Source organism: Roseateles sp., assembly GCF_049240545.1.
GTDB lineage: Bacteria > Pseudomonadota > Gammaproteobacteria > Burkholderiales > Burkholderiaceae_C > Paucibacter_A.
The window spans coordinates 51,230-75,247 of record NZ_JBMLSK010000282.1; the positions used below are offsets into that span (position 1 = coordinate 51,230).

Sequence of the window (24,018 nt, forward strand, 5' to 3'; positions counted from 1 at the left end):
GCCCCCAAGCCGCCTTGATACAAGGCCCATGATGAACGCCTCCCTGCCGATCAAGATCGAACCGCTGAAGGTTGCTTGCTCCAGCTGCAATTTGCGCGAGTTGTGCCTGCCTGTCGGCCTGCACTCCGATGATTTGGCTCAGCTTGATCAACTCGTCTCAACACGGCGCCAGGTCAATCGCGGCGACACCTTGTTTCGCAGCGGCGACAGTTTTCAGTCTTTGTACGCAGTACGCACGGGTTTTTTCAAGACCTGTGTGGCCTCAGAGGATGGCCGCGACCAGGTGACGGGTTTTCAGATGGCGGGCGAGTTGCTCGGCCTGGATGGGATCAGCACCGATCGGCACAGCTGCGATGCGGTCGCACTCGAGGATTCCTCGGTCTGCGTGATCCCTTATGAACAGCTGGAAGAGTTGTCCCGCGAGTTCTCAGACTTGCAGCGTCAGTTCCACAAAATCATGAGTCGCGAAATTGTGCGCGACCACGGCGTGATGCTGCTGCTCGGCAGCATGCGGGCTGAAGAGCGCCTGGCCGCTTTCTTGCTGAATCTCACGCAACGTCTACAAGCCCGCGGCTTCTCGGCCGCAGCCCTGGTGCTGCGGATGACGCGTGAAGAAATCGGTAGCTATCTGGGCCTGAAGCTGGAGACCGTCAGCCGCACTTTTTCAAAGTTCCAAGATGAAGGGCTGCTTGAAGTGAAGCAGCGCCATCTGCGCATCTTGGACCAAGCCGGCCTGCAAAAGCTGGTGAACAACAGCACCTGCTGATCTGAGCCCAAGGGCGTTTGGCGCCCTTGAACATCAAAAGGGTTATCGTGGCCAGGCTCGCGGATGCGGGTTCTCGGCCTGATTGGGCAAATCGGCCAACAGCACGCTCAGCGCAGAACTCAGGCCGATGACCATCCAGAAAATCAGAAAGCTCAAGGTGTAGATCGCTTGACGGGGCAGATCCATGGACGCGCCCCCAAACCAAGTCAGATCACTCGGATCGACAACCGCGAACACCAAAGCCTCGATCACACCGGCCATCAAAAAAGAAGGCCAGACCACCGCCATCGCCATACGGCTGAGTCGGCTGCTGCCGTCGCCCCCCTGCTCAGGCGAACCGGCAATTGGGGAGTCGACGAGCGGGCTCATTGCCCACCTGTAGCAGCGTGATTGCGCGCCTCACGCGCTGGCAAAAGGGCCTTGGCGCCGCTGGCCTTGTTGGACGCCACCTCTTCTTGCAACACCGGATCAGGGTGACTCAAAGCCAGGCCCAAGGTGGCGAAACTGGCCACGACCACCACGGCCGGCCCGCCGACCACCAGCCACATCATCGGCTCTCGCCACCAGGACTTGGGCTTACCCCCTTCGGACGTACTCAAGGTCTGTGTGCTTTGATCTTGGTGCGTTGTCATACTGTGTCTCCGTCTCAGCGATGTTTTTCAAAGGCTCCGCTCAGCGCGGCACCACGAATGTTGATTTCTCTTGCACGGCCAAACCTTTCGTGGTGACAGAGCCGGCCACATCAGCGCCGTTCAACTGGAACTGGATCGCGTGAGCCCCGCTGCCAGCCTTGGCTGCCACCTCGGGCGGCACCCGTACGGCGACCGCAACCCAGCGCGCTTCGGCGGGCTGCACCGTCATCTCCACCGGCTTGGCCAGTGCCACTTGATCCATGCCGCTCACCGTGACCGAGTAACTCCGAACCTGCTCCGAGGCATTCATGATCTGCAACCGGTACAGATTTTCGATGTAGCCATCTTCCACCAAGCGAGCCATCACGCCTCGGTCGCGCACCACATCGAGTTTCACCGGGCTGCGCAGGAATAACAAACTGCCGAGCAAAGCCGAGGTCAAGAGCAGCAAGACCACGGTGTAGATCACCACGCGAGGCCTGAACATGCGCCGCAACTTCTGCGCCTTGCTCAGGTGCTGAGCCAGTCCGTTCTGCGTGTCATAGCGAATCAAACCGCGCGGATAGTTCATCTTATCCATCACGTCGTCGCAAACATCGATACACGCAGCACAACCGATGCATTCGTACTGCAAGCCTTTGCGGATATCAATGCCCGTCGGACAGACTTGAACGCACAAGGTGCAGTCAATGCAGGAACCCTTGCCCTCGGCCTTGACTTCATCGGCACTGGCCTTGCGACTGCGCGACCCGCGCGGCTCACCGCGCTCAGCGTCGTAGCTGATGATCAGCGTATCTTTGTCAAACATGGCGCTTTGGAAGCGCGCATACGGACACATGTACTTGCAGACCTGCTCGCGCATATAGCCTGCATTGCCATAGGTCGCAAAACCGTAGAACAGAACCCAGAACCACTCCCAGGGTCCAAAGCCCAGGGTAAATGCCTCGGCCCACAGTTCTTTGATCGGCGTGAAGTAGCCCACAAAGGAAAATCCGGTCCACAAGCCCAAGGCAATCCAGATGAACTGCTTGCCACTCTTGCGCCAGATTTTGTTGAAATTCCAAGGACCGTTGTCCAGTTTGATGCGTGCCTGTCGATCACCCTCAAACTGCTTTTCGATCCACATATAGATCTCGGTGTAGACGGTTTGCGGACAGGCAAACCCACACCAAAGCCGCCCTGCAACGGCAGTAAACAGGAACAGGCCGTAGGCTGAGATCAGCAGCAGGCCCGTCAAATAGATGAAGTCCTGCGGATACAGGACCAAACCGAAAATGTAGAAGCGCCGGCTGGCGAGATCAAAAAGCACCGCCTGCCGGGTATTCCAATCCAGCCAAGGCAGGCCGTAGAACAAGAGTTGCGTGAACCAAACCAAGCCCCAACGCCAGTTGGAAAACAGGCCACTGACCGAGCGCGGATAAATCTTCTTCTGTGCCGCATACAGCGACACGATCTCGATCACCGCATCACCATCGGGACCTGGTTTGGACAGCGCGGCCGTGCCGCGCTGCTTGGACGCTATATCAGTCATTCAAACAGCCATTGACCTCAGCGAGCTTGAGCCGTGGTCGCCGAAGCACCACGAGACAGGCCCCACACATAGGCACCCAAAACATTGATCTGCTCAGCACTCAAGCGCGAAGCATGGGCCGGCATCATATTGGTCTTACCTTGGTTGATGATGTTGATGACCGCCTCTTCGCCCCAGCCATGCAGCCAGATCTTGTCGGTCAGATTGGGTGCACCCAAGGCTTGATTGCCCTTGCCGTCCATGCCATGGCAGGCCGCGCAGGCACCAAACTTCGATTTACCCAGCTGTGCGGCGATGGCGTTATGGGCGCTGCCAGACAGGCTCAAAACGTAGTTAGCCACGTTCTTGACATCTTCCGGACCACCGACAGCAGCAGCCATCGGAGGCATCACGCCGTTGCGGCCTTCGGCGATGGTCTTGATGATGGTTTGATGATCGCCGCCATACATCCAGTCGCCATCGGTCAAGTTCGGGAAGCCCTTGCTGCCCTTGCCGTCCGAGCCGTGGCAACCCGCGCAGTTGTTGGCGAACAAGCGCTCACCAATAGCCATCGCCGGAGGCATTTGTGACAGTTGCTCGGCCGTCTTGCCCTGGAAGTCGGCGTACACCTTGGCAATGGCTTCGTGAGCGGCCTTCTGCTCGGCCTCGTATTGGCCCTTGCTGCTCCAATTCAAGGAACCCTTGTTGGAGCCCAGGCCGGGGTACATGGCCAGGTAGATGCCGGCGAACACCACGGTCAACACGAACAAAATCGCCCACCAACGCGGCAGCGGATTGTTCATTTCACGCAGGTCTTCGTCCCACACGTGTCCGGTGCTGTTGTCACTGGCCATGACGCGGTGACGCGCCGCGATCAACAACAAAACAATACAGAACAACAGACCCGCGATCGTGACACCCGCCACGAACAGGGACCAACCATCAGAGAAAAAATCACTCATTGAGGCCTCCCATCGGCTTCATCTTGCAGCGCCATGCCTGCCAGTTCATCGAAGCGTGCCTTGTTGCGGCTGGAATAGGCCCAGGCCACGATGGCAAGGAACACCAGCAGCGACACCACGGTCACTGCAATTCTCAAAACGTTGATATCCATTGCTGAGTCTCCTTGCGCTTACTTCAGCGCAGTGCCGAGCACTTGCAGATAGGCCACGACGGCGTCCATTTCGGTACGGCCCTTGACAGCTTCTGCGGCGCCCGCGATGTCAGCATCGGTATAAGGCACGCCAATGGTGCGCAGAGCCTTCAGCTTTGGCGCCATTTCGGCTGGATTGAGCGGCGCGTTAGCCAGCCAGGGGTAGGCAGGCATGTTCGACTCAGGCACCAGATCGCGGGGGTTGATCAAATGGATGCGGTGCCACTCATCGCTGTACTTGCCGCCTACCCGGTGCAGGTCAGGGCCTGTGCGCTTCGAGCCCCACTGGAAGGGGTGGTCATAGACGAACTCGCCTGCGGTGGAGTAGTGGCCGTAACGCAGCGTTTCCGAGCGGAAGGGGCGAATCATCTGCGAGTGGCAGTTGTAGCAACCCTCGCGGATGTAAACGTCTCGGCCGGCCAACTGCAACGGGGTGTAGGGCTTGAGCCCCGGCGCCGCTTCAGTGGTGGAGCGCTGGAAGAACAGCGGCACGATTTCAACCGCGCCACCGGCGAGCACGGTCACCAGCGTCAGCACGATCATCAAGAAATTGCTGGTCTCGATGCGCTGATGTCCGCTGGCCTTGTGTTCTGTGGATGCCATAAAAATTTCTCCTCGTTCTCGCGTTCAGCGAATCAGGCGTTGACCAGGGTTGGGATCGGTGCCTTGACGACACGACCCACCTGCACCGTCTTCACCACGTTCCAGGCCATCACCAGCATGCCGCCCAGATAGAGCAAACCGCCCAGCAGACGAACCACATAGAAGGGATAGGTGGCCTTAACGCTTTCCACGAAGGTGTAAACCAAGGTGCCATCCGGGTTGACCGCGCGCCACATCAGGCCCTGCATCACACCCGCAATCCACATCGCGGCGATGTAGAGCACGATGCCCAGCGTCGCCACCCAGAAGTGCAGCTCAATCGCCTTCTTCGAGTACATCTCGGTGCGACCGAACATGCGTGGGATCAAGTAGTAGAGCGAGCCCATGGAGATCAAGCCCACCCAGCCCAAGGCGCCCGAGTGCACATGGCCCACGGTCCAGTCGGTATAGTGGCTCAGCGCATTGACTGTCTTGATCGACATCATCGGGCCTTCGAAGGTGGACATGCCGTAGAAAGACAGGGACACGATCAGGAACTTCAGAATCGGGTCGTCACGCAGTTTGTGCCATGCGCCCGACAGGGTCATGATGCCGTTGATCATGCCGCCCCAGCTCGGAGCCAGCAGCACCAGCGAGAACACCATGCCCACCGATTGCGCCCAGTCAGGCAGCGCGGTGTAATGCAGATGGTGTGGGCCCGCCCACATATAGGTGAAGATCAGCGCCCAGAAGTGGACGATGGACAGACGGTAGCTGTAGACCGGGCGACCCGCTTGCTTGGGGATGTAGTAGTACATCATGCCCAGGAAGCCTGCGGTCAGGAAGAAGCCCACCGCATTGTGGCCGTACCACCACTGCACCATCGCATCTTGCACACCGGCGTAGGCCGAGTAGCTCTTGAACATGCTGACCGGGATGGCTGCGCTGTTCACCAAGTGCAGCAGGGCCACGGCGAGGATGAAGGCGCCGAAGAACCAGTTGGCCACGTAGATGTGCTTGACCTTGCGGGTGCCGACGGTGCCAAAGAAGACCACCGCATACGAAACCCAGACCAGTGTGATCAGGATGTCGATCGGCCACTCCAGCTCGGCATACTCCTTGCCGCTGGTCATACCCAGGGGCAAGGTGATCGCAGCTGAGAGGATGACCAGCTGCCAGCCCCAAAAGGTGAACCAGGCCAAGGCGGGCGCGAACAAGCGCGTCTGGCCGGTGCGTTGAACCACGTGGTAGGCGGTCGCGAACAAGGTGCAGCCACCAAAAGCAAAAATCACCGCATTGGTGTGCAGAGGTCGCAATCGACCGTAGCTGAGCCATGGAATGCCCAGATTGAGCTCGGGCCAAGCCAGTTGAGCGGCAATCACCACTCCTACCAACATGCCCACAACACCCCATAGAACGGCGGCGAGCGCAAAAGCCCTCACCACTCCGTCTTCGTACACGCCTCCGGTCGACATGACCGGCGCAGCAGTATTTGCCATTTGTTTGGCTCCTTGCAGCTTCTAGTTAGACGGAGGCGATTCTTCGCGACCGTCACGAGTGAAAACTTGATGTTGGTCAACCTCGGGAGCTTCTTCCAAGATTCGCCCCCCTTCGCGCTCCAAATCTTCCAACTGACCGTTGTTAATTGCCCACCCAAAAATCCCGACGATGACCAGGACCAAAACGACCGAAACGGGAATCAACAGATACATCACTTCCATGCGCAGGTCTTCACGGCTTGATGAATGCCAAACGCTGGGCATTCAGAATCACAAAGAGGGAACTGCAGGCCATGCCCAGCCCTGCAGCCCAAGGGGGCAGATATCCAGCCAAAGCCAAGGGAATGCACGCGGCGTTGTAGGTAGCGGACCAAGCCAAGTTTTGCCTGATGACACGGGCACCATGCAGAGCCAAGACGCGCGCTGCCGCCAGATCGGCCAAGCGATTGGACAGCAGCATCGCATCCGCACTGGCGCGGGCCAGCATGGCCCCCTGCCCCATCACCACACTGGCATCCGCACGCGCCAACACCGGCGCATCGTTGATGCCATCGCCGACCATCAAAACGCAGCGCCCCTGCGCCTGCATCTGCGCGACGCGCTCAAGCTTGCTGGCCGGCGTAGCACCGCCCTGCGCCTGCTGCACGCCCGCTGCCCGTGCCAAGCGACTCACCCGCTCAGGCGCATCGCCTGAGAGCAACACTGTTTGCAGACCTTGACGATGCAGCTCCGCGATCGCTTCGACGGCGTCTGCACGCAAAACCTCGCCAAAGCGCAGCCAAATCACGGCACCCTGCCGCCCGAAAGCCAATTGCACATCCGCAGGCAAGACCTGACCCTCCAGGCCCGCTCCATCAGCGACCCAAGCCGGCGCGCCCAAACGCCAGACTTGCCCATGTTCGTCCTGCGCCTGCAGACCCGAACCCGCAAGCTCCTTGACCTGCTGCCAGGGGTCAGCGCCGACCACTGCCGATTGCGACTCAAGCAGGGCGCGTGAAAAGGGGTGGTGGGAGTGCCGAGCCAAACTCCGCGCCAGTTGCAACAGCGTATCGGCCTCAGACTTGGATGCGCTCGCAGCCCGAGCCGCTTCACCGCCCTGCTGCGCCAAGCACACGTCCAATAGCTCCATGCGGTCCTCGGTCAAGGTCCCTGTTTTGTCGAGCACCACCGTGTCCACCCGGCAAAGCGTCTCCAAGACATCCAGTTTGACCAAGAGGAAACCACGCTTGGCCAAAGCCGCCGTGGCCGCCAAACGAGCCGAAGGCGCGGACAGAGACAAGGCGCAAGGGCAAGTCACGATCAGCACCGAAACGGCCACCCAGACCGAGCGCGCCGGATCAATGAAATGCCAAGCGAAAGCCCCGGCCGCGGCCAAGAACAACACCGCCCACATGAAAGGCCCGGCCACGCGGTCCGCCATCTCCATGGCGGCGGGCCGCTGGGTCATCGCCTCGCGCATCAAACGAACGATGGCCTCGTGGCGCGTGTCAGCGCCAACGCGTTGCACACGAAATTCCAGCGGCGCTTGCAAATTCATGCTGGCCGCCACGACCTCATCGCCCTCGGCCTTGGCCACCGGCAAGGACTCACCGCTGAGCAGCGACTCATCCACTGCACTGCTGCCGCGCTCAACCACCCCATCCGCCGGAAAGGCCTGCCCCGCGACCACGCGCACCAAGTCACCGGCACGCAAACGACTCGGCGCAACCCGCTCCACACGGCCGTCCGGCAAGATGCGGTCCACCGCATCCGGCAGCCGATTCGTGGCCTCCTCCAGCACGGCCGCGGCCCGATGGCGCGCCCGCAACTCCAGATAGCGCCCCCCCAGCAAAAAGGCCACAAACATGGTGAGCGAGTCAAAGAAGACCTCATCGCCGAAGAAGCCGCCTGGCTCGAACAGCGCACCGCTGCTGGCCACAAAAGTAACCGTCAAACCCAGAACCACCGGCACATCCATGCCCAACCGCCCGGCCCGGATCTGCTGCCAGGCCCCGCGATAAAACGGCCCCGCCGAGAAAAACAAAACCGGCAAACTCATCACCCAGCAGGCCCATTGCAGCAGGCTGACCAGATCGGGACTGATTTCCCCGGGCGCGGCGAAGTAGGACGGCGCTGCCATCATCATCACCTGCATCATCAGAAAACTGGCGACGAAGAGGCGCCAGAGCGCTTGCCGATGCTCGCGCTCCCGCAAATGGCGCGCCGGCGCAGCGACATCGGGCGCCGCGCCATAACCGGCACGCTCAATCCGGGCAATCACCTGGGCCACGTTGCTTCGGGCAGGCTGCCAGCGCAAGGTCAATCGAGCGCTGGCCGCATTGACCCGCGCGTTTTGCACACCCGGCAACTCGCTCAAGGCCTGTTCAATGATGCCGGCGCAGGCGGCACAGTGCAGACCGGAGAGCTGGAACTGCGATTCCGCCACCGCCTCAGGCTCGGCTACACGCACAAACGTTCCATCGCCCTGCTCGACCGCGGCTCCACCGCGCAACCAGCGGGTGAATGGGGCCAACAAAGCGGGATCATCGGGCAGCACTGCGCCCGCAAAAGAATTTGCAGCGGCAGGGCTGATTCGGTTCGTGGCTGAGGTCATGATGCAGGGCGAGCGGCAACGTAATCTAGGTGAACTCGCTGCAGGACGAAATGATATAGATCAAGACCCGAGCAACTGGCAAAAACACCAGAGTGAACTTCAGGCTCTTGACAACGGCGGCCGACCTCACTGCGATAGCCGGTTTATGACGATAGGTTCAGGGCGGTAGCACCCAGCGAATCCGCAAACCAGGCACATCCGGTCGGGTGTAAGCCGTCCAGTGCCCCCCCAAGCGCTGGATCACCTCATGCGCAATGGCCAAGCCCAATCCGGTCCCGCCATCCCCCTCCCCTATCACAGCACGGCCTGCGCCCGTCGCATCCATCGGCGGGCCCTCCATCCGCGCATCGGCCCGCACATCGGCACGCTCACCGCGCCAAAATGGTTCCACCAATCGAGACAAATCAGCCGGCGCCACGCCGGGACCATCGTCTTCGATATCGACCTGCGTTCCATCGCCGAGTTCTTGCACATGGACGCGGATATTGGGTCCGCCATAGCGCAGCGCGTTGTCCAACACATTCGACAGCGCCTCGCCCAGCCATAAAGGGTCGGCCCGCACCAGCACCGGGTGCTCGGGCATGTCCAGCAATAGGCTGCGCCCCATGCGTGCCGCTCTCAAAGCCATAGGTTCCGCGGCCTCTCGAAGCACCGGCCGAATATCCACAGGCGGCTGGTTCGCTGACGCGAGTTGCGCCCCCTGCGAGCGAACCAGGCTCAACAACTGCCCGATCAAGCGCGCCAAGCTGTCGCTGGAGCGCAGCAAAGCACTCATCAAGGGCTGCCACGCCGGAGCATCAACTGCGGCCGTTCGTCCCGCCGACTCTGGACCCGAAGACAGGCTCTGCTCGGCACGGTGCCACTGCTCCAACTCCGCCTCAAGCTCTTGGGTCAACACCCGCAGTCCTGCCACCGGCGTTCGCAGTTGATGTGCCGCATCGGCGACAAAACGACGCTGCAATTGCACCGAGGCCTGCACATCGGCCAACAAGCTGTTGATGCGCTCAATCAAAGGAGCGGCTTCGGCAGGCACGCCTTCGATGGGAAGCGCCCGAAGATCATTGGGCGCACGGCGCTCCACCTCACGCGCCACCTGCCGCAAAGGCGCCAGTCCACGGCGGATACCCCAGGCCAACAAGGTGACCGTCAGAAGAGCGATCACCAGGGTCGGAGCAACCATGGCCAGCAGCACATCGCGCACCAGCCGCGCCCGCTTGTGCCGGCTTTCGATCGTGATGACCGATACCGAGCGATCCAACATCGGCGAGGTCAAGGAGAACTGAGCGCCGCGCACCCTCTCGCCCTGGAACACTCCATCAAAAAGAACGGGTCGAGAAAAGCTCTGATGCCGCAGATCGGGCCGAGGCAGCTCCGAATCACCGGCCAGCACGCGCCCCGATTCGTCCAGCAGCGCAAAGCTGTTGCGACCCTCGGCATCCCAGCCCATGGTTTCCATGGCTTGGCGGCTGACGTCGAGCAAGGCCCCGCGGTCCGACCAGGTCACGCGGGCGGCCAAGGCCGCAGTTTCGTCCTGCAAGCCGCGGTCAAACGCCGCATTCGCGCTGGCAGTGGCCAACCAATAAGCGCCACCCGCGGAGGCCAAGAGACCGAAAAGCCAAATCCAGGCCAAAGGCGCCAGCAATTGCCGACGCAGGCTCAAGGGCCGCGGCCAGGGAGGCGAGCCTCGGCCCGACTCAGATCGCTCGTTCACCATCGCCTGAGAACGCCGAAGCCCCACACTCCATCACATAACCAAATCCACGCACGGTACGAATCACCACACCCAACTCGGCGAAGCGCTTGCGCAAACGATGGACGTACACCTCCACCGAGTTCTCGCTGAAATCAGCCTCCCAACTGGACAGCCGTGCCACGATGGCATCTTTGCTGACGACCCGGCCCACCCGCTGCATCAACATCTCGGTCAAGGCAAATTCACGGGGACTCAGATAGACGGGGTCGCCCTTGTGGCTGAGCTCCCGGTGCGACAGATCCATGCTCAAGTCGCCCAAGCGCAGCACCTCGCTGACGCGCCCTTCGGCGCGGCGCTTCAGCGCGCGCAGACGCGCAATCAGCTCCGGCAAGTCGAACGGCTTGACGAGATAGTCATCGGCTCCCGCATTCAGACCCGCCACTCGGTCCGACAACTCATCGCGCGCCGTCAAAAGCAGCACGGGCAATTTGGCGCCTGCCGACCTCCAGGCCCGCAACACCGTCATGCCATCGGCGCCGGGCAAGCCCAAATCGAGCACGGCCAATTCAAACTGATTGACCAAACCCGGCGTCAAGGCTTGCCGCCCATCGGCCAGGCTATCCACCTGCCACCCTTCACGCTCAAGCGCCCGGGTCACGCCCAAACTCAGCGCCGCATCATCTTCGACCAGCAATACTCGCATGACAGCAACTCGGTGAAACCCGAGACAAAGCATCCAAAAAAGCAAAAAGGCCGGTCCAAGACCGGCCTTTCATCATCGACTCAAACTCAGGCGAAATTGGCCTGAGCGAAGTCCCAGTTGACGAGGTTGTTCAGGAACACTTCGACGAACTTGGGGCGCAGATTGCGGTAGTCGATGTAGTAAGCATGCTCCCACACATCGATGGTCAGCAAGGCCTTGTCGGCAGTGGTCAGCGGCGTGCCGGCGGCGCCGGTGTTGACGATGTCCAGGCTGCCGTCGGCCTTCTTCACCAGCCAGGTCCAGCCGGAACCGAAGTTGCCCACCGCGCTCTTGGTGAAGGCTTCCTTGAAGGCATCCAGGCTGCCCCACTTGGCATTGATCGCGTCGGCCAAAGCGCCGGTAGGAGCGCCGCCGCCATTGGGCTTCATGCAGTTCCAGAAGAAGGTGTGATTCCAGATCTGGGCGGCGTTGTTGTAGATCGGGCCGCTGGACTTCTTGACGATTTCTTCCAGCGACAGGGCTTCAAACTCGGTGCCCTTTTGCAGATTGTTCAGGTTCACCACATAAGCGTTGTGGTGCTTGCCGTGGTGGAACTCCAGCGTTTCGGCGCTGTAGTGCGGGGCCAGGGCATCCTTGGCATAGGGCAAGGCGGGAAGGGTATGTTCCATGTCAACTCCTCAGTGCGTAAAAAGGTGGGGCGAAGCCCGGCGGTTCGGGCGCGATTCTAGGTCTTTGCAATCCCCTTGGTGCGCGAGCCCTTACTCGGGGGCGGACTTGCTGACTTGCCCCGTGTAGCCAACACCTCCAACTGCGCCTCGCCATCCGCCAGCACCGCATGCACCTGTTGCCCGGGCAGCAACTGTTCCACCGAGCTAAGGGCCCGCCCCTGACCATCATCCAGCCAGGCATAACCCCGTGCCAGCACGCGCTGCGGATCCAAGGCCGACAAACGCGCCTGCAAGGCCTCCAGGCGCAAGCCCTGCGCCCGCAAGCTGGCGGGCGCGGCATGACGGCAACGTTGCTCCAGACTGCTCAGGCGCTGCGCCTGCATGGCCTGCATCTTGGGCAAGGCCTGACCCCATCGCTGCGCGAGCAAGGCCAGCTGACGCCGTTGGCGACTCAAGATCTCGGTCGGCCTCGCCAAACGCATGCCCAGACGGTCGAGTCGTTGCGCCACCATGTCCAGCCGCTGCTCGACCCGGCGTGTCAATGCGGCAGAGAAAGCGCTCAAGGCGTCCAAGCTGGCTTGGCGGGAAGGCGCGGCCAACTCGGCCGCAGCCGTGGGCGTCGGCGCGCGCAGATCAGCAGCCAGGTCGCACAGGGTCACATCGGTCTCGTGCCCGACCCCGCAAATCACCGGCAAGGCTGAACCCGCCACCGCGCGGACCACCCGCTCATCATTGAACGCCCACAAATCCTCCAAGGAACCACCGCCGCGCACCAACAGCAGCGCATCCACCTCGGCCCTCGCATTGGCCACCTGGAGCGCCGCCACCAAGGCAGGAGGCGCCTGCTCTCCCTGCACGGCGCTCGGATAGATGATCACCTCGACGTGCGGAGCGCGCCGCGCCAGGGCGGTCAGCACATCATGCAAAGCCGCACCTACGGTCGAAGTGATAACACCGAGCCGCCTCGGAAATGCAGGCAAGGCCCGCTTGGCCGACAGGTCGAACAAGCCCGCCGCCTCCAACTTGGCACGCAGGCGCAGGAATTGCTCATAGAGCGCGCCGGCACCAGCCCTGCGCATGCTTTCGACCACGAACTGCAGCTCGCCCCGCGGCTCATACAACGTGAGTCGCCCGCGCATCTCGACCAGGGCGCCGTCCGCAGGCGAGAAGTCCAGCAGACTGGCTGCGCGCCGGAACATGGCACAACGCAGCATCGCCTGTTGCCCGTCCGCGTCTTTCAAACTGAAGTAGCAATGCCCGCTCGCGGCTCGGGTAAAGCCCGACAACTCGCCCCCGACCACGCAGACCGAAAAGCGCGCCGACAAGCTGTCGCTGACCGCCAACAAAAGCGCGGCAACACCCCAGACACGACGCTGCGGCGCGGGCTGAAAGGCCTCATTCATGCGCCAGCCCAATAACGGCGCGGGTCCGGAAGTCCACAGGCGCGCCAATCCTGGGCCGAACAGACATTCGCCCCGTCACACCTGCGTCACACGCATATAAACGCTTGTTTTTCAAGTTATTTTTCCTGCCCAAGAATGAGGCAATGTAGCCAAAGCCTTGATTTTTCGGGGGCTGGCGCAGCACCCGAACCGCTTGCCCACAAAGTTATCCACAGCGAAAGTGGATTATTCGGGCCGGGGTCAAAGCCCCCAAGGGCCCGCCAAACGGTGCCACAAGCCGCCTGGGCTAACTCCCGCTGGATTGACCCTCAGTTCAGGACATAATCGCGCGCAGTTCTCTTCCGCAGGGTACCCAACGGCTGCCCAAGGAGGCCCTTCAAAGGGTCTGATCGCCAATTCACTTTCACCAGGGGTCATCCTTGTTTTCGATCATACAAGCCGCCGGTTGGCCGATTTGGCCCTTACTGATCTGCTCGGTCATCGCGCTCACCTTGATCATTGAGCGTTTCTCGAGCTTGCGCACCAGTCGGGTGGCACCGCGACGCCTACTCGACGAAGTGCTGGGCATCACCAGCCAAAGCTTGCCCACCCCGGATGTGGTGAATCGTTTGGCCGAGCATTCACTGATGGGGCAAGTGCTGGCCGCCGGACTGCGCGCCGTCACCGCTGACCCTCGCCTGCCCGCCGCCCAGTTGCAACAGGTGTTTGAAATGGCCGGACGCCGCGCCATCCATCAAATGGAACGTTACCTCAACACCCTGGGCACGATTGCGACGGCAGCACCCTTGCTGGGGCTGCTGGGCACCGTGGTCGGCATGATTGAAATCTTCGGTAGCCAAAGCCCCACCGGCGGTAATCCGACGCAGTTGGCACACGGCATCTCGATCGCGCTTTACAACACCGCATTTGGATTGATCGTGGCCATCCCTGCCCTGATGTTCTTCCGCTACTTCCGCGGCAGGGTCGATGAGTACGTGTTGGAACTGGAGCAGTCCAGCGAGCGCCTGATGAGTCATTTGCAACGCTTCACGGCCTGACCAGAACGAAGAACAGACACCATGAAGTTCAGGCAACGCCGCAGCGAAGATCCGGAGATCAATCTCATCCCTTTCATCGACGTCTTGTTGGTGGTGTTGATCTTTCTGATGCTGTCCACCACCTACGCCAAGTTTACCGAGTTGCAAGTCACGCTGCCGGTGGCCGATGCGGAAAAGATGAAAGACCGACCCCGAGAAATTGTTGTGGCGGTCGCGGCGGATGGCCGTTATGTGATCAACAACCAGCCGGTCGAGGGCCGATCGGTTGAACTCTTGAGCACGGCGCTGGCGCAAGCCGCTGCCGGCCAAAACGATACCGTGGTGATTGTGTCGGCGGACGCCAGCGCTGCACACCAATCCGTGGTCAACGTCATGGATGCCGCGCGTCGCGCGGGCCTGTCCAAACTGACCTTTGCCGCTCAGGCTCAAGGGCAATAAGCCCGTTCTCTCGATGAACCAGACCAAGGGCCCTGGCGCAGACCCCGGGCCTGCCGCAAGTTTTGCGGATCGACTGCAACAAGCCTGGTACACCAACGGACCCTTGGCTCAACTGTTTCGGCCCTTGGCCGGACTGTATGGCGGGCTGCTGAGACTGCGAGGGCTGCTCTACAAGATCGGTTACCTGCGGACGGCCCAGCTTCCGGTGCCCGTGATCGTGGTCGGCAATTGGATCGTGGGCGGTGCCGGCAAGACGCCGAGCACCCTGGCCCTGTTGGCGCATCTGCAGCGGCTTGGCTTGCGGGCAGGCGTGGTGTCCCGAGGTTATGGCCGAAGCACCCAAGAGACCCTCTTGGTCAAGCGCGAGCACCAAGCCCACGAGGTGGGCGATGAGCCCCTGCTGATTCACTTGCGCAGCGGTGCGCCGGTGGCGGTGGGCCGCGACCGTGTCGAGGCCGCGCGAACCTTGCTGGCTGCACATCCCGACTTGGATCTGCTGATCAGCGACGATGGCTTGCAGCACCTGCGCCTGCCGCGCGATCTGGCCGTGCTGCTGTTTGATGAGCGCGGTTTGGGCAATGGTCGTTTATTGCCCGCAGGGCCTTTGCGCCAGCCGCCCACCTGCCAACTGAAGCCCGAGGAACTGGTGCTTTACAACGCCCCCCTGCCAAGCACGACGCTGCCAGGCTTCATGGCTCACCGCCGATTGGCGGGCGCGGTGAGCCTCGAGAACTGGTGGGAGGGCCAGCCTGCGTCGCTGAGTCAGTTGCACAGTTTGCGCGAGCGCCCCTTGATCGCCACGGCAGGCATGGCCCATCCGCAGCGTTTTTTTGCAATGCTGAGCGCCGAAGGCCTGAGTTTTGCCCCCCTGCCGCTGCCGGATCACTTCGATTTCGTCGAGCTGCCCTGGCCCATCAACACCCCCGATGTGCTGCTGACGGAAAAAGACGCGGTCAAACTGCCGCCCCAGCGTTGCCAAGGGACACGGGTGTGGGTGGTGACGCTAGACTTCCAACCCGAACAAGCTTTCTGGCACGCTTTGGAGTCGCAGTTGCTCCGCATGAAGCTGCTCGACAAGCCAATGCCTCAGGACAAAGAAAATGGATAACCGATTGTTGGACATGCTGGTCTGCCCGATTTGCAAGGGCCCGCTGGAGCTGCTGCGCCAAGGCGCCGAACGCGAGTTGGTCTGCCATGCCGACCGGCTGGCTTTCCCAATCCGCGACGGTATTCCGGTCATGCTGGAAAACGAGGCGCGCACCTATGACGCTGCCGCCGAAGCGCAAGCCCAAAAGGCCGCCGAAGTGGCAGCCGCCGTGGCCAGCATGACCAGTGCCGCAGAAAAATCCAATAGCGCGCCCGCATGAGCTTCAGCGTCATCATCCCGGCCCGACTCGCCTCCACGCGCCTGCCGAACAAGCCGCTGGCAGACATCGAGGGCCTGCCCATGATTGTGCGTGTGGCACAGCGTGCGGCCTTGTCGAAAGCGCAGCGCGTGGTGGTCGCCAGCGACGCCAGCGCGGTGCTGGAAGCATGCGACCAGCATGGCATCGAGGCGGTGTTGACCCGCGCCGATCATGTGTCAGGCAGCGACCGCTTGGCCGAGGCCTGTGAACTGCTGGGCCTCGACGGCCAAGACCTGGTGGTCAATGTCCAGGGCGATGAGCCGCTGATTGCGCCAGGCATGATCGACGCTTGCGCGGACCTTCTTGCGGCCAAACCGCATTGCGTGATGAGCACGGTGGCACATGCACTGGAAGACGCTACCGACTTCGGCAACCCAAATGTCGTGAAGGTGGTGACCGACGCGCAAGGCCTGGCCCTGTACTTCTCGCGTGCACCCATTCCCTGGTGGCGTGATGGCACCACCAGTGCCAACAGCCCGCAAACACAAGCCGGCTCGGCACTTCGACATGTGGGCTTGTATGCCTATCACGCCGGCTTTTTGCGCCGCTTCCCAAGCTTGGCGCTCAGCCCGCTGGAGCAGATCGAATCGCTGGAGCAATTGCGCGTGCTCTGGCACGGGGAACGCATTGCGGTCCATCTGAGCGCCGAAAAGCCCGGGCCTGGTGTCGACACGCCAGAAGATCTGGAGCGGGTGCGCGCGGCCATTCGCGCCGCAAATTCACCCCGCAACTGAACGCGCCACACTAGGGTTACACAGGGGTATCAACTGACCCGTCGTCAGTCCTGCGTAGGCTTGCGCGTGCTATCCTCGCCCGCTGTTGGAAAGGCTTGCAGCAAGCCTTGTTCGATGCCAAAACGGGGCGTGTCGCGTGCGGTAGTCCCAAGCCCTGAACGAAGCGTTCGACCTCAGGTTCAGGCATCGTATGCATCGAAAGCATTGAAAGTACCAAGGAGACCCATGCGACTGATTCTTCTGGGCGCCCCCGGCGCCGGCAAAGGCACCCAAGCCGCCTTCATCTGCCAAAAATTCGGGATTCCGCAGATCTCGACCGGCGACATGTTGCGCGCCGCCGTGAAGGCAGGAACCGAAATGGGTATGGCTGCCAAGAAAGTGATGGATGCCGGCGGATTGGTCAGCGACGACATCATCATCGGTTTGGTCAAGGAACGCATTGCCCAAGCTGATTGCGCCAAGGGCTTCCTGTTTGATGGCTTCCCGCGCACGATTCCCCAGGCCGACGCCATGAAGGCCGCCGGCGTGAAGTTGGATCTGGTGCTGGAAATCGACGTGCCTGACAGCGCCATCATCGAACGCATGAGCGGCCGCCGCGTCCACGTGGCTTCGGGTCGCACCTACCACGTCAAGTTCAACCCGCCCAAGGCTGAAGGCGTCGACGACATCAGCGGCGAAGCCCTGGTGCAACGAGAAGACGACAAGGAAGAGACCGTGCGCAAGCGCCTCGAGGTCTACCAAGCCCAAACCCGCCCCCTGGTGGACTACTACTCCAAGTGGGCTGCCGCCGGCGACGCGAATGCACCCAAGTACCGCTGCATCGCCGGCATCGGCACGGTGGAAGAGATCACCCAGCGCGCACTGGAAGCCTTGGGCTGAGCCCTTGTTGCGAAGGCAGCAAGGCCTTCAAACATCGAATCCAAAGCCGCTTGATCGCGGCTTTGTTTTTGCCTGACAATTAACGTTTACGTCAACGTTAACCAATTCCCCAAAGGAACACGTATGGAAATCGCAGGCAAGGTATTCATCGTCACTGGCGGCGCCTCCGGCCTCGGCGAAGGCACAGCCCGCATGCTGACGGCGCACGGTGCCAAGGTCGTGATCGCCGATCTGCAAGCGGAGCGAGGCGAAGCCTTGGCCGCAGAGCTGGGCGGTGCGTTTGTGAAAGCCGACGTCAGCCAAGAGGCGGATGGCCAAGCCGTGGTGGCCAAGGCCTTGTCACTTGGCAAGCTGTTTGGCTTGGTCAACTGCGCCGGCATCGCCCCTGCCGCGAAGACCGTGGGCAAAGACGGCGCACACGCCCTGGCGGCTTTCAGCAAGGTCATCACGGTCAATCTGATCGGCTCCTTCAACATGATCCGCCTCGCTGCAGAAGCCATGTGCAAGAACGACCCGGAATCGACCGGCGAACGTGGCGTGCTGATTTCCACCGCCTCGGTGGCCGCTTATGACGGGCAGATCGGCCAAGCCGCCTATGCAGCCTCAAAAGGCGGCGTCGTCGGCATGACCCTGCCTATCGCTCGCGACCTGGCTCGCAACGGCATCCGCAACATGACCATTGCACCCGGCATCTTCGGCACGCCCATGCTGTTTGGCATGCCGCAAGAGGTGCAAGACGCCCTGGCCGCCAACGTGCCCTTCCCTTCACGACTGGGCACGCCGTCCGATTACGCCAAGCTGGTGCACCAGATCATCACCAATGAGATGCTCAATGGCGAAGTGATTCGCCTGGACGGCGCGATCCGCTTGGCCCCGAAGTAATTCGCATGCAAGAGACGAGATAAAAAAAGGGCCTCGACTGGTGTCGAGGCCCTTTGTGGTTTTGAAGCCTGTGCTTTTCAAACCCATCAACCCGGAACATGAGGCCGGGTCTTGGCAGATCAACGCTTGGCGCTGCGAGTGTGCATGCTCCAGAGGCGTGCCAGATCACCCGCGCCTTCGCCACCCCTGACGGATCTCCAGCTGGCCAGCGCCTTGGCGTTGTCACCAGCCATCGATTGCGCCAGACCGAGGTAAAGCTTGGCATCTTCGGGACGCTTCAGCGACCCCTTGGCAATGCCTTCTTCAATCAGCTTCGCGCCCTTGGCGGCCTCACCGCGGAAGGCATAAGCCAGACCCAGCGGCACCAGCAAATCACCGTTCTTGGCGGCGTTGGCGGCCTTCTCGGCCTCAGGCAACGCCGCCTTGGCTTCAGCGATGCGCTTGGTCATCAGATCTTGCAGGCGCTTGTGACGTGCGCCTTCCGCGCCTTGACCCAGGATGCCCGCAACCAGACCCTTGTCGACCACCAGCTTGCCCTCTTCGGGATAGCCCGCTTGAGCGGCCAGCTGAGCCATTTCCATATAGTCGTTGGCATCTTTCAGATTGCCGGTCGCCATCTTCAAGCGGTAGACGTCCAGACCGAATCGATCCGAGAAGCCCTTCTTGGCCTGCAAACCACCCAAGACCTGAGTCCACAGTTCCTTGCTGGGGTAGTAGTTCAGCAGCTTCTCAATCGCCAGACCTTCGGCATTGCCATCGCCCTTCTTCTGCGCGGCGCTGAGCAGCAGGTTCAGCTTATCGCGTGCCGGTGTGCGGCCTGCCTTCTCATCCGCAGCGATGTCTTCGCTGGTTTCCTTGATGATGGCGGTCATGTCGCCCGACAAGAACTGAGCATTGGTCAGCACTGTCTTCATGGTCGGGCTGTTGCCGCCCTCTTTGAAATAGCGCTGCGCCCAGCTCAAGGCCTTGGCATTGTCTTTGTTGCGCAAATAGGTGCCGGCGATGCCTTCCATCATGCGCAGCTGCTCGGCTTGAGCGAGTCTGCCGCTGGCCTTCATCGCTTCAAAGGCTTTGACCATCGAATCAGCGTCACTGGCGCCCGAAGCGGCGGCCATGCGCATGCCTTCGATGGTGTAGTTCTCGGTGGCGTTACGGCCACTCACACCCTCGGCATCACGCACCTTGGCCAAAGCCTCTTTGTGCTTTCCGGCCTTGATCAAAGCACCCGCATCTTTCAGGTGCTTGCCCACTTCAGGGCGCACACCTTCTGCTTGAGCCTGAGCTTGCGCGAAACCGATTTGCCCACTCGGAGCCGAACCCAATGCAAACGCCGCAGCGCCGATCGCGACTGTGGCAAGCGTTCTCAACTTCATGATGTCATCTTCCCTTCGAATTTCACGAAAAAAAACGCGCAACCCTTGCGGGCAGCGCGTTCGTCATTCCTCAAAGCGTCACTTGACGTACTGCTCGTTGCCGACCATGCCCATCTTCTTGACGCCCAAGCGCTGAGCTGCAGCCATGACTGCGGCCACGGCACCATACTCGGCCAGCTTGTTAGGCTTGATGTGCACTTCAGGCTGATCCACTTCAGCTGCAACTTCCATCAGCTTCGCTTCTACAGCCGCCTGGTTGTCCAGCGCAACACCGTCCCAGCTCACCGTACCGTCGAAGTCGATGAACACCTCATGCGTCACCGGCTCCTTCAGCGGCTGCTGATTGCTCGGAGGAGGCATATCCAGATTCACCGAATGCAGCTGGATAGGAATCGTGATGATCAGCATCACCAGCAACACCAACATCACGTCAATCAAAGGCGTGGTGTTGACGTCCATCAAGACTTCTGGCTCATCACTTCCAGAGGAGCTTCCTACATTCATTCCCATGCTATTGGCTCCTGGCTTCAACCACCGCGCGCGGGCGGCTCGGTGACGAAGCTGACTTTCATAATACCGGCGCGCTGGCAGGCATAAACCACGCGTCCGACGGACTCGTAACGCGATTTGTCATCGCCGCGCACATGCACTTCAGGCTGCGGATTCAAGACCGCAATCTTTCCCAGCCTCTTCACCAAGTCATCGGTGTCAGTCACCAGCTGGGTGTTCCAGTAGACCTCGCCGTCCTTGGTCACCGACAACTCGATGTTCTCCGGCTTGGTGACACGCATGACGTTGGTCTCTTTGGGCAAAGAGACAGCGATCGATTGCGTCACCACCGGCACGGTGATGAGGAAGATGATCAGCAGCACCAACATCACGTCCACGAGGGGCGTGGTGTTGATGGTCGAGACCACCTCGTCATCGCCGGAGGATGATCCGACGTTCATTCCCATGATGCGGCTCCAGAGAATCCGACGATCAACGCTTGACCGAACGGTTGCCCATCAGCACGCCGTGCAGATCAGCAGAGAAGGAACGCACTTGGCTCATCACGGCCTTGTTGCGGTTGATCAGCCAGTTGTAACCCAGCACAGCAGGAACGGCGACAGCCAGACCGATCGCGGTCATGATCAGCGCGGCGCCCACAGGGCCAGCCACCTTGTCGATCGAAGCTTGACCAGCAACACCGATGGCGGTCAGCGCTTGCAAAATACCCCACACCGTGCCGAACAAGCCGATGAACGGCGAGGTCGAACCGACGGTAGCCAGGAAGCCCAGGCCCGATTGCAGACGGCTGTTGACGTCGCTCACGGCACGCTCAACGTTCATGGTCACCCAGGTGTTGTGGTCGATGTTTTCGGTCAACGCACCTTCGTGATGCTCAGAAGCCTCGACGGCGGTCTGCGCGATGTAGCGGAAAGGACCGGTCTCCTTCAGACCCTTGATGCCTTCAGCCAAGGTGGCCTTCTTGAAGAAAGTGGCGCGGACTTCGCGGGCTTCTTGACCCATCTTGTGGGTGTCCCAAACGCGCACGATCATGATGTACCACGAACCCATGGACATGATCACCAGCAGCACCAACACCGCCTGGTCAACGGTGTGGCCGTGGGTGATCAGGGCCTTCAGGCCGTAAGGATTGTCAACCGGCTTAGCGGCAGCCGCAACGGCCACAGAAGCGGCAGCATCAGCAGGAGCAGCAGCATCAACAGCAGCCGAAGCGACTGCGTCAGCAGGCTTGGCGTCTTGAGCGTGAGCGGGCGAGATTGCCAGAGTGGCAGCGAAAGCAACTGCGGCGATCAGGCCGGAAATACGAGAGATCATGGAGTCAACTCCTGCGGAAGAAAACTGGAACAGTTTGAGAGAAAGGAGGCCAGGCGCAAGACCCGGCCCCATGTTTAAAAATTCTTGGGACCGTGAGATCAATCGATGCGGAACTGGAATTCCTGCTCGATCACCCAGTCGCCCGGGCACTCATAGCCTTCGCGCATCGTGGTATCGATGGCAGCGGCCAGTGCGCGCTGAGCCTTGCGGTCAACGCCGGAGCGCAAGCTCGCGATTTGCACGTCCACCACACGACCGGCCTTCACTGTTGCCGTGGCCCTGAACAAGGCTTCACCGCTCCAGTTCACCGAAGGCATCTCAGGCTTGGCCATCTTGGTGCAAGCCACACCCGCCTTGATCGGACCGGTGCGCGGTGGCGCAGGCGGTGCAGGCGGCGGAGCCACTACGGGTGGCGGCGCGGCCTTGGCAGGCTGAGCCGGAGGCGCGACCTGGGTCGACGCAATCGGCGTGGCCGTAGGCGGCGGAGGCGCAGTCACCTGGAACTCTGGCGGCGGCACGAATGGAGGTGGCGGTGCCTTCAGGTCAGGCGGAGGCGGCACAACCTTTTCAGGCGGTGGCGGCGGCTTGACCTTCTCTTCGATCACCTTGGTTTCAATCGGACCTGCAACCTTTTCAATGGCCTTCTTGGCCAGGCCGCTCGCGATCGCATAGACCATCACCACGTGGATCAGCACAACAATGCCAAAGCCCATGAAGCGTGACGAGCCGTTCTTCTCCTGCGCAAAGTTCATGCGCGCTCCTTCTTAAGACTGCGAAATTCTTTCATCAAGACACGTTGAGGCATTCACCCCTGCGCAGCGCCCGTCTCGAACCTACAGCGACTTGCACCCGAAGACACAAGTCACGTTCATCAAACAAAAATGCCCGTCAGCTTTGGGCCGCGGGCCTCACCAACGATTCAGACCTTACTTGCAGCTTGCAAAGCAAGACCCGAAACCTCGGAGCCACGGATCATAAACGAGTTCACAAGGCTCTCGTTCATGGGGATTTCCCGATGCAAAAATGGACTTCGGCCGGATTGCTCAGAACCTGCGTCGCACCTCTGACCTGCGGTATTTTACTGGTATGAAACCACTTAAGCACCAATTGCAAACTAGGGTTTTCACCAATCTGTCACCCTAAATTACAAAGAAAAAAGGCCGCCCATGGGCGGCCTTTTCAGCAGGAGCGCGAGATCAGAAGCGCGCGCCGCCGGTCACGTAGAACACGCGGCCCAGAGGGCTGGCATAGCGGCCGTCATAGCCCACCTGATTGCCACCACCGGAGGTGCGGATCGACAGGGGCGGATCTTGGTTCAGCAGATTCTTGATGCCCACGGTCAAGGAGAACATCTTGTTGATCTGCGCACGGGTCTGCCAGTCAAAGGTCGAGAATGCCTTCACATCGCGAACGATGGTTGCGTAGTCGCCCAGCGAGCCGTCGGCATTGACCACCTTGATGGTGCCATCACCTGCGTTTTGGACTTGGTCGTTATAGCCCGAGCGCCAGTTCCAAGCCAAGGTGTGATCGAACATGCCGCCATGGCGCAGATTGGCAGCCATGCGCTGAACAACGCGAGAGGTTGCATTGTTGTAGGCATCGAAGCGGCCAATGCTCTTCTCGATGGCACCTGCGATCTCAACTTCGGACTTGATCATGTAAGTGCCGGACCACTCCAGCTTCAACTCGCCAAAGCCCACATTGGTCTTGAAGGTCGCATCCCAATCGACACCGCTGTACTGCGATGTGCCGAGGTTGAAGTTCGGCAGCAGTGTCGACAGCTTGTTCTGACCTTGACCTGCATCGAAGACCGTGCGGAACAGACCGTCATAGGCGCCAGGACTCTCGAACGGGAAGGTCTCCGGCAGGGCCACGATTTGGTTCTTCATCTTGACCGACCAGTAGTCCACGCCGAAGGTCAAGGACTTGGTGGGTTCAAAACGAGCGCCCAAGGTGATGTTGGTCGACTCTTCTGGCTTCAGGCCCAGGTCACCCTTCAAGGCATTGCCACCGGTGAGCAAGTCATACTGGGTGTTGCCTTTGCAATCCACGGCACGTGGATCCGGCGCCTTGACCGGGCAAGGATACTTACCGCTGGTCACGCCGCCGTCAGCGATCGGAGAAACGATTTCGTCCAGGTTGGCAACCTTGAAGCCGGTGCCGTAAGAGCCGCGAATCATCACTTCATTCATCGGCATGAAGCGGAAGGCCAGCTTGTAGGTCGCCTTGCTGTTGGCATTGCC

27 protein-coding genes are annotated in these 24,018 nt (G+C 60.8%); 8 read left to right on the forward strand and 19 right to left on the reverse strand.

Annotation, left to right across the window (positions count from 1 at the left end; translation table 11 throughout):
- Window positions 1–31 precede the first annotated feature (31 nt).
- Window positions 32–766 carry a fumarate/nitrate reduction transcriptional regulator Fnr gene (fnr, locus tag ACOVRJ_RS18165; RefSeq protein WP_422045237.1) on the forward strand — a complete coding sequence of 245 codons (735 nt, stop codon included), beginning with the start codon at window positions 32–34 and terminating at the stop codon, window positions 764–766.
- Between the two features lie 42 nt (window positions 767–808).
- On the opposite strand, the gene ACOVRJ_RS18170 is transcribed toward fnr, so the two are convergent.
- The 13 genes from ACOVRJ_RS18170 to xseA all read right to left on the reverse strand — a co-directional run bounded on the left by ACOVRJ_RS18170 (window position 809) and on the right by xseA (window position 13,202).
- Complete coding sequence (locus ACOVRJ_RS18170; RefSeq protein WP_422045238.1) at window positions 809–1,135, reverse strand: hypothetical protein; 327 nt, start codon at window positions 1,133–1,135, stop codon at window positions 809–811.
- The gene (locus ACOVRJ_RS18175) at window positions 1,132–1,398 is read right to left on the reverse strand and encodes a hypothetical protein (protein WP_422045239.1); all 267 of its coding nucleotides are present in this window, start codon (window positions 1,396–1,398) and stop codon (window positions 1,132–1,134) included. The genes ACOVRJ_RS18170 and ACOVRJ_RS18175 overlap by 4 nt, the downstream gene beginning before the upstream one ends.
- 40 nt (window positions 1,399–1,438) lie before the next feature.
- On the reverse strand, window positions 1,439–2,929 hold the full coding sequence (gene ccoG, locus ACOVRJ_RS18180) for a cytochrome c oxidase accessory protein CcoG (RefSeq protein WP_422045240.1): 1,491 nt from the start codon (window positions 2,927–2,929) through the stop codon (window positions 1,439–1,441).
- 17 nt (window positions 2,930–2,946) lie between these two features.
- Window positions 2,947–3,870 carry a cytochrome-c oxidase, cbb3-type subunit III gene (ccoP, locus tag ACOVRJ_RS18185; protein ID WP_422045241.1) on the reverse strand — a complete coding sequence of 308 codons (924 nt, stop codon included), beginning with the start codon at window positions 3,868–3,870 and terminating at the stop codon, window positions 2,947–2,949.
- A complete protein-coding gene (locus ACOVRJ_RS18190; protein WP_422045242.1) occupies window positions 3,867–4,022 on the reverse strand; it encodes a cbb3-type cytochrome oxidase subunit 3 in 156 nt (51 codons plus the stop codon). The genes ccoP and ACOVRJ_RS18190 overlap by 4 nt, the downstream gene beginning before the upstream one ends.
- An 18-nt stretch (window positions 4,023–4,040) precedes the next feature.
- Entirely contained in the window at window positions 4,041–4,664 is a 624-nt protein-coding gene (gene ccoO, locus ACOVRJ_RS18195) for a cytochrome-c oxidase, cbb3-type subunit II (protein ID WP_422045243.1), read from the reverse strand.
- 32 nt (window positions 4,665–4,696) lie between these two features.
- Window positions 4,697–6,142, reverse strand: a complete 1,446-nt coding sequence (gene ccoN, locus ACOVRJ_RS18200; protein ID WP_422045244.1) for a cytochrome-c oxidase, cbb3-type subunit I — start codon at window positions 6,140–6,142, stop codon at window positions 4,697–4,699.
- A 21-nt stretch (window positions 6,143–6,163) separates the two neighbouring features.
- Complete coding sequence (ccoS, locus tag ACOVRJ_RS18205) at window positions 6,164–6,364, reverse strand: cbb3-type cytochrome oxidase assembly protein CcoS (protein ID WP_422045245.1); 201 nt, start codon at window positions 6,362–6,364, stop codon at window positions 6,164–6,166.
- A gap of 10 nt (window positions 6,365–6,374) precedes the next feature.
- On the reverse strand, window positions 6,375–8,735 hold the full coding sequence (locus ACOVRJ_RS18210; RefSeq protein WP_422045246.1) for a heavy metal translocating P-type ATPase: 2,361 nt from the start codon (window positions 8,733–8,735) through the stop codon (window positions 6,375–6,377).
- Window positions 8,736–8,892: 157 nt separating this feature from the next.
- Window positions 8,893–10,395, reverse strand: a complete 1,503-nt coding sequence (locus tag ACOVRJ_RS18215; protein ID WP_422045247.1) for a sensor histidine kinase — start codon at window positions 10,393–10,395, stop codon at window positions 8,893–8,895.
- Between the two features lie 34 nt (window positions 10,396–10,429).
- On the reverse strand, window positions 10,430–11,131 hold the full coding sequence (locus ACOVRJ_RS18220) for a response regulator (RefSeq protein WP_422045248.1): 702 nt from the start codon (window positions 11,129–11,131) through the stop codon (window positions 10,430–10,432).
- Between the two features lie 86 nt (window positions 11,132–11,217).
- Window positions 11,218–11,799, reverse strand: coding sequence for a superoxide dismutase (locus ACOVRJ_RS18225; protein ID WP_263536891.1), 582 nt, complete (start codon window positions 11,797–11,799; stop codon window positions 11,218–11,220).
- 56 nt (window positions 11,800–11,855) lie between these two features.
- Complete coding sequence (xseA, locus tag ACOVRJ_RS18230; RefSeq protein WP_422045249.1) at window positions 11,856–13,202, reverse strand: exodeoxyribonuclease VII large subunit; 1,347 nt, start codon at window positions 13,200–13,202, stop codon at window positions 11,856–11,858.
- A gap of 419 nt (window positions 13,203–13,621) precedes the next feature.
- On the opposite strand from xseA, the gene ACOVRJ_RS18235 reads away from it, so the two are divergent.
- The 7 genes from ACOVRJ_RS18235 (at window position 13,622) to ACOVRJ_RS18265 (ending at window position 18,578) form a co-directional block, all read left to right on the forward strand.
- Window positions 13,622–14,239 carry a MotA/TolQ/ExbB proton channel family protein gene (locus ACOVRJ_RS18235; RefSeq protein ID WP_422045250.1) on the forward strand — a complete coding sequence of 206 codons (618 nt, stop codon included), beginning with the start codon at window positions 13,622–13,624 and terminating at the stop codon, window positions 14,237–14,239.
- A 21-nt stretch (window positions 14,240–14,260) separates the two neighbouring features.
- Window positions 14,261–14,677, forward strand: a complete 417-nt coding sequence (locus ACOVRJ_RS18240; protein ID WP_422045251.1) for an ExbD/TolR family protein — start codon at window positions 14,261–14,263, stop codon at window positions 14,675–14,677.
- Window positions 14,678–14,690: 13 nt separating this feature from the next.
- Window positions 14,691–15,785 (forward strand): tetraacyldisaccharide 4'-kinase, encoded by a 1,095-nt coding sequence (gene lpxK, locus ACOVRJ_RS18245; RefSeq protein WP_422045252.1) that lies wholly within the window; start codon window positions 14,691–14,693, stop codon window positions 15,783–15,785.
- Window positions 15,778–16,044 carry a Trm112 family protein gene (locus ACOVRJ_RS18250; RefSeq protein ID WP_422045253.1) on the forward strand — a complete coding sequence of 89 codons (267 nt, stop codon included), beginning with the start codon at window positions 15,778–15,780 and terminating at the stop codon, window positions 16,042–16,044. Before lpxK ends, ACOVRJ_RS18250 begins: the two co-directional genes overlap by 8 nt.
- Window positions 16,041–16,817 (forward strand): 3-deoxy-manno-octulosonate cytidylyltransferase, encoded by a 777-nt coding sequence (gene kdsB, locus ACOVRJ_RS18255; RefSeq protein ID WP_422045254.1) that lies wholly within the window; start codon window positions 16,041–16,043, stop codon window positions 16,815–16,817. Before ACOVRJ_RS18250 ends, kdsB begins: the two co-directional genes overlap by 4 nt.
- 225 nt (window positions 16,818–17,042) lie before the next feature.
- Window positions 17,043–17,696, forward strand: a complete 654-nt coding sequence (gene adk, locus ACOVRJ_RS18260) for an adenylate kinase (RefSeq protein ID WP_422045255.1) — start codon at window positions 17,043–17,045, stop codon at window positions 17,694–17,696.
- 123 nt (window positions 17,697–17,819) lie between these two features.
- Window positions 17,820–18,578 carry a 3-hydroxyacyl-CoA dehydrogenase gene (locus tag ACOVRJ_RS18265; protein WP_422045256.1) on the forward strand — a complete coding sequence of 253 codons (759 nt, stop codon included), beginning with the start codon at window positions 17,820–17,822 and terminating at the stop codon, window positions 18,576–18,578.
- Between the two features lie 119 nt (window positions 18,579–18,697).
- On the opposite strand, the gene ACOVRJ_RS18270 is transcribed toward ACOVRJ_RS18265, so the two are convergent.
- From ACOVRJ_RS18270 to ACOVRJ_RS18295, 6 genes are all read right to left on the reverse strand, one after another.
- The gene (locus ACOVRJ_RS18270; RefSeq protein ID WP_422045257.1) at window positions 18,698–19,951 is read right to left on the reverse strand and encodes a hypothetical protein; all 1,254 of its coding nucleotides are present in this window, start codon (window positions 19,949–19,951) and stop codon (window positions 18,698–18,700) included.
- 78 nt (window positions 19,952–20,029) lie between these two features.
- Window positions 20,030–20,461, reverse strand: coding sequence for an ExbD/TolR family protein (locus tag ACOVRJ_RS18275; protein ID WP_422045258.1), 432 nt, complete (start codon window positions 20,459–20,461; stop codon window positions 20,030–20,032).
- Window positions 20,462–20,478: 17 nt separating this feature from the next.
- Complete coding sequence (locus tag ACOVRJ_RS18280) at window positions 20,479–20,907, reverse strand: ExbD/TolR family protein (protein ID WP_422045259.1); 429 nt, start codon at window positions 20,905–20,907, stop codon at window positions 20,479–20,481.
- 25 nt (window positions 20,908–20,932) lie between these two features.
- Window positions 20,933–21,775, reverse strand: coding sequence for a MotA/TolQ/ExbB proton channel family protein (locus ACOVRJ_RS18285; RefSeq protein ID WP_422045269.1), 843 nt, complete (start codon window positions 21,773–21,775; stop codon window positions 20,933–20,935).
- 98 nt (window positions 21,776–21,873) lie between these two features.
- A complete protein-coding gene (locus ACOVRJ_RS18290; RefSeq protein ID WP_422045260.1) occupies window positions 21,874–22,527 on the reverse strand; it encodes a hypothetical protein in 654 nt (217 codons plus the stop codon).
- Between the two features lie 444 nt (window positions 22,528–22,971).
- On the reverse strand, window positions 22,972–24,018 hold a 1,047-nt coding region (locus ACOVRJ_RS18295; protein ID WP_422045261.1), incomplete at its 5' end, for a TonB-dependent receptor domain-containing protein.

Coding starts and splice junctions, on each gene's coding strand:
- ACOVRJ_RS18275 (WP_422045258.1), bottom strand. CDS start 20,461: ATGGGAATGAATGTAGGAAGCTCCTCTGGAAGTGATGAGCCAGAAGTC.
- ACOVRJ_RS18170 (WP_422045238.1), bottom strand. CDS start 1,135: ATGAGCCCGCTCGTCGACTCCCCAATTGCCGGTTCGCCTGAGCAGGGG.
- xseA (WP_422045249.1), bottom strand. CDS start 13,202: ATGAATGAGGCCTTTCAGCCCGCGCCGCAGCGTCGTGTCTGGGGTGTT.
- ACOVRJ_RS18285 (WP_422045269.1), bottom strand. CDS start 21,775: ATGATCTCTCGTATTTCCGGCCTGATCGCCGCAGTTGCTTTCGCTGCC.
- ccoP (WP_422045241.1), bottom strand. CDS start 3,870: ATGAGTGATTTTTTCTCTGATGGTTGGTCCCTGTTCGTGGCGGGTGTC.
- ccoS (WP_422045245.1), bottom strand. CDS start 6,364: ATGGAAGTGATGTATCTGTTGATTCCCGTTTCGGTCGTTTTGGTCCTG.
- ACOVRJ_RS18225 (WP_263536891.1), bottom strand. CDS start 11,799: ATGGAACATACCCTTCCCGCCTTGCCCTATGCCAAGGATGCCCTGGCC.
- ACOVRJ_RS18290 (WP_422045260.1), bottom strand. CDS start 22,527: ATGAACTTTGCGCAGGAGAAGAACGGCTCGTCACGCTTCATGGGCTTT.
- ACOVRJ_RS18240 (WP_422045251.1), top strand. CDS start 14,261: ATGAAGTTCAGGCAACGCCGCAGCGAAGATCCGGAGATCAATCTCATC.
- ACOVRJ_RS18270 (WP_422045257.1), bottom strand. CDS start 19,951: ATGAAGTTGAGAACGCTTGCCACAGTCGCGATCGGCGCTGCGGCGTTT.
- ccoO (WP_422045243.1), bottom strand. CDS start 4,664: ATGGCATCCACAGAACACAAGGCCAGCGGACATCAGCGCATCGAGACC.
- ACOVRJ_RS18250 (WP_422045253.1), top strand. CDS start 15,778: ATGGATAACCGATTGTTGGACATGCTGGTCTGCCCGATTTGCAAGGGC.
- kdsB (WP_422045254.1), top strand. CDS start 16,041: ATGAGCTTCAGCGTCATCATCCCGGCCCGACTCGCCTCCACGCGCCTG.
- ACOVRJ_RS18210 (WP_422045246.1), bottom strand. CDS start 8,735: ATGACCTCAGCCACGAACCGAATCAGCCCTGCCGCTGCAAATTCTTTT.
- ACOVRJ_RS18265 (WP_422045256.1), top strand. CDS start 17,820: ATGGAAATCGCAGGCAAGGTATTCATCGTCACTGGCGGCGCCTCCGGC.
- ACOVRJ_RS18280 (WP_422045259.1), bottom strand. CDS start 20,907: ATGGGAATGAACGTCGGATCATCCTCCGGCGATGACGAGGTGGTCTCG.
- ACOVRJ_RS18190 (WP_422045242.1), bottom strand. CDS start 4,022: ATGGATATCAACGTTTTGAGAATTGCAGTGACCGTGGTGTCGCTGCTG.
- ACOVRJ_RS18220 (WP_422045248.1), bottom strand. CDS start 11,131: ATGCGAGTATTGCTGGTCGAAGATGATGCGGCGCTGAGTTTGGGCGTG.
- ccoG (WP_422045240.1), bottom strand. CDS start 2,929: ATGACTGATATAGCGTCCAAGCAGCGCGGCACGGCCGCGCTGTCCAAA.
- ACOVRJ_RS18175 (WP_422045239.1), bottom strand. CDS start 1,398: ATGACAACGCACCAAGATCAAAGCACACAGACCTTGAGTACGTCCGAA.
- ccoN (WP_422045244.1), bottom strand. CDS start 6,142: ATGGCAAATACTGCTGCGCCGGTCATGTCGACCGGAGGCGTGTACGAA.
- adk (WP_422045255.1), top strand. CDS start 17,043: ATGCGACTGATTCTTCTGGGCGCCCCCGGCGCCGGCAAAGGCACCCAA.
- fnr (WP_422045237.1), top strand. CDS start 32: ATGAACGCCTCCCTGCCGATCAAGATCGAACCGCTGAAGGTTGCTTGC.
- lpxK (WP_422045252.1), top strand. CDS start 14,691: ATGAACCAGACCAAGGGCCCTGGCGCAGACCCCGGGCCTGCCGCAAGT.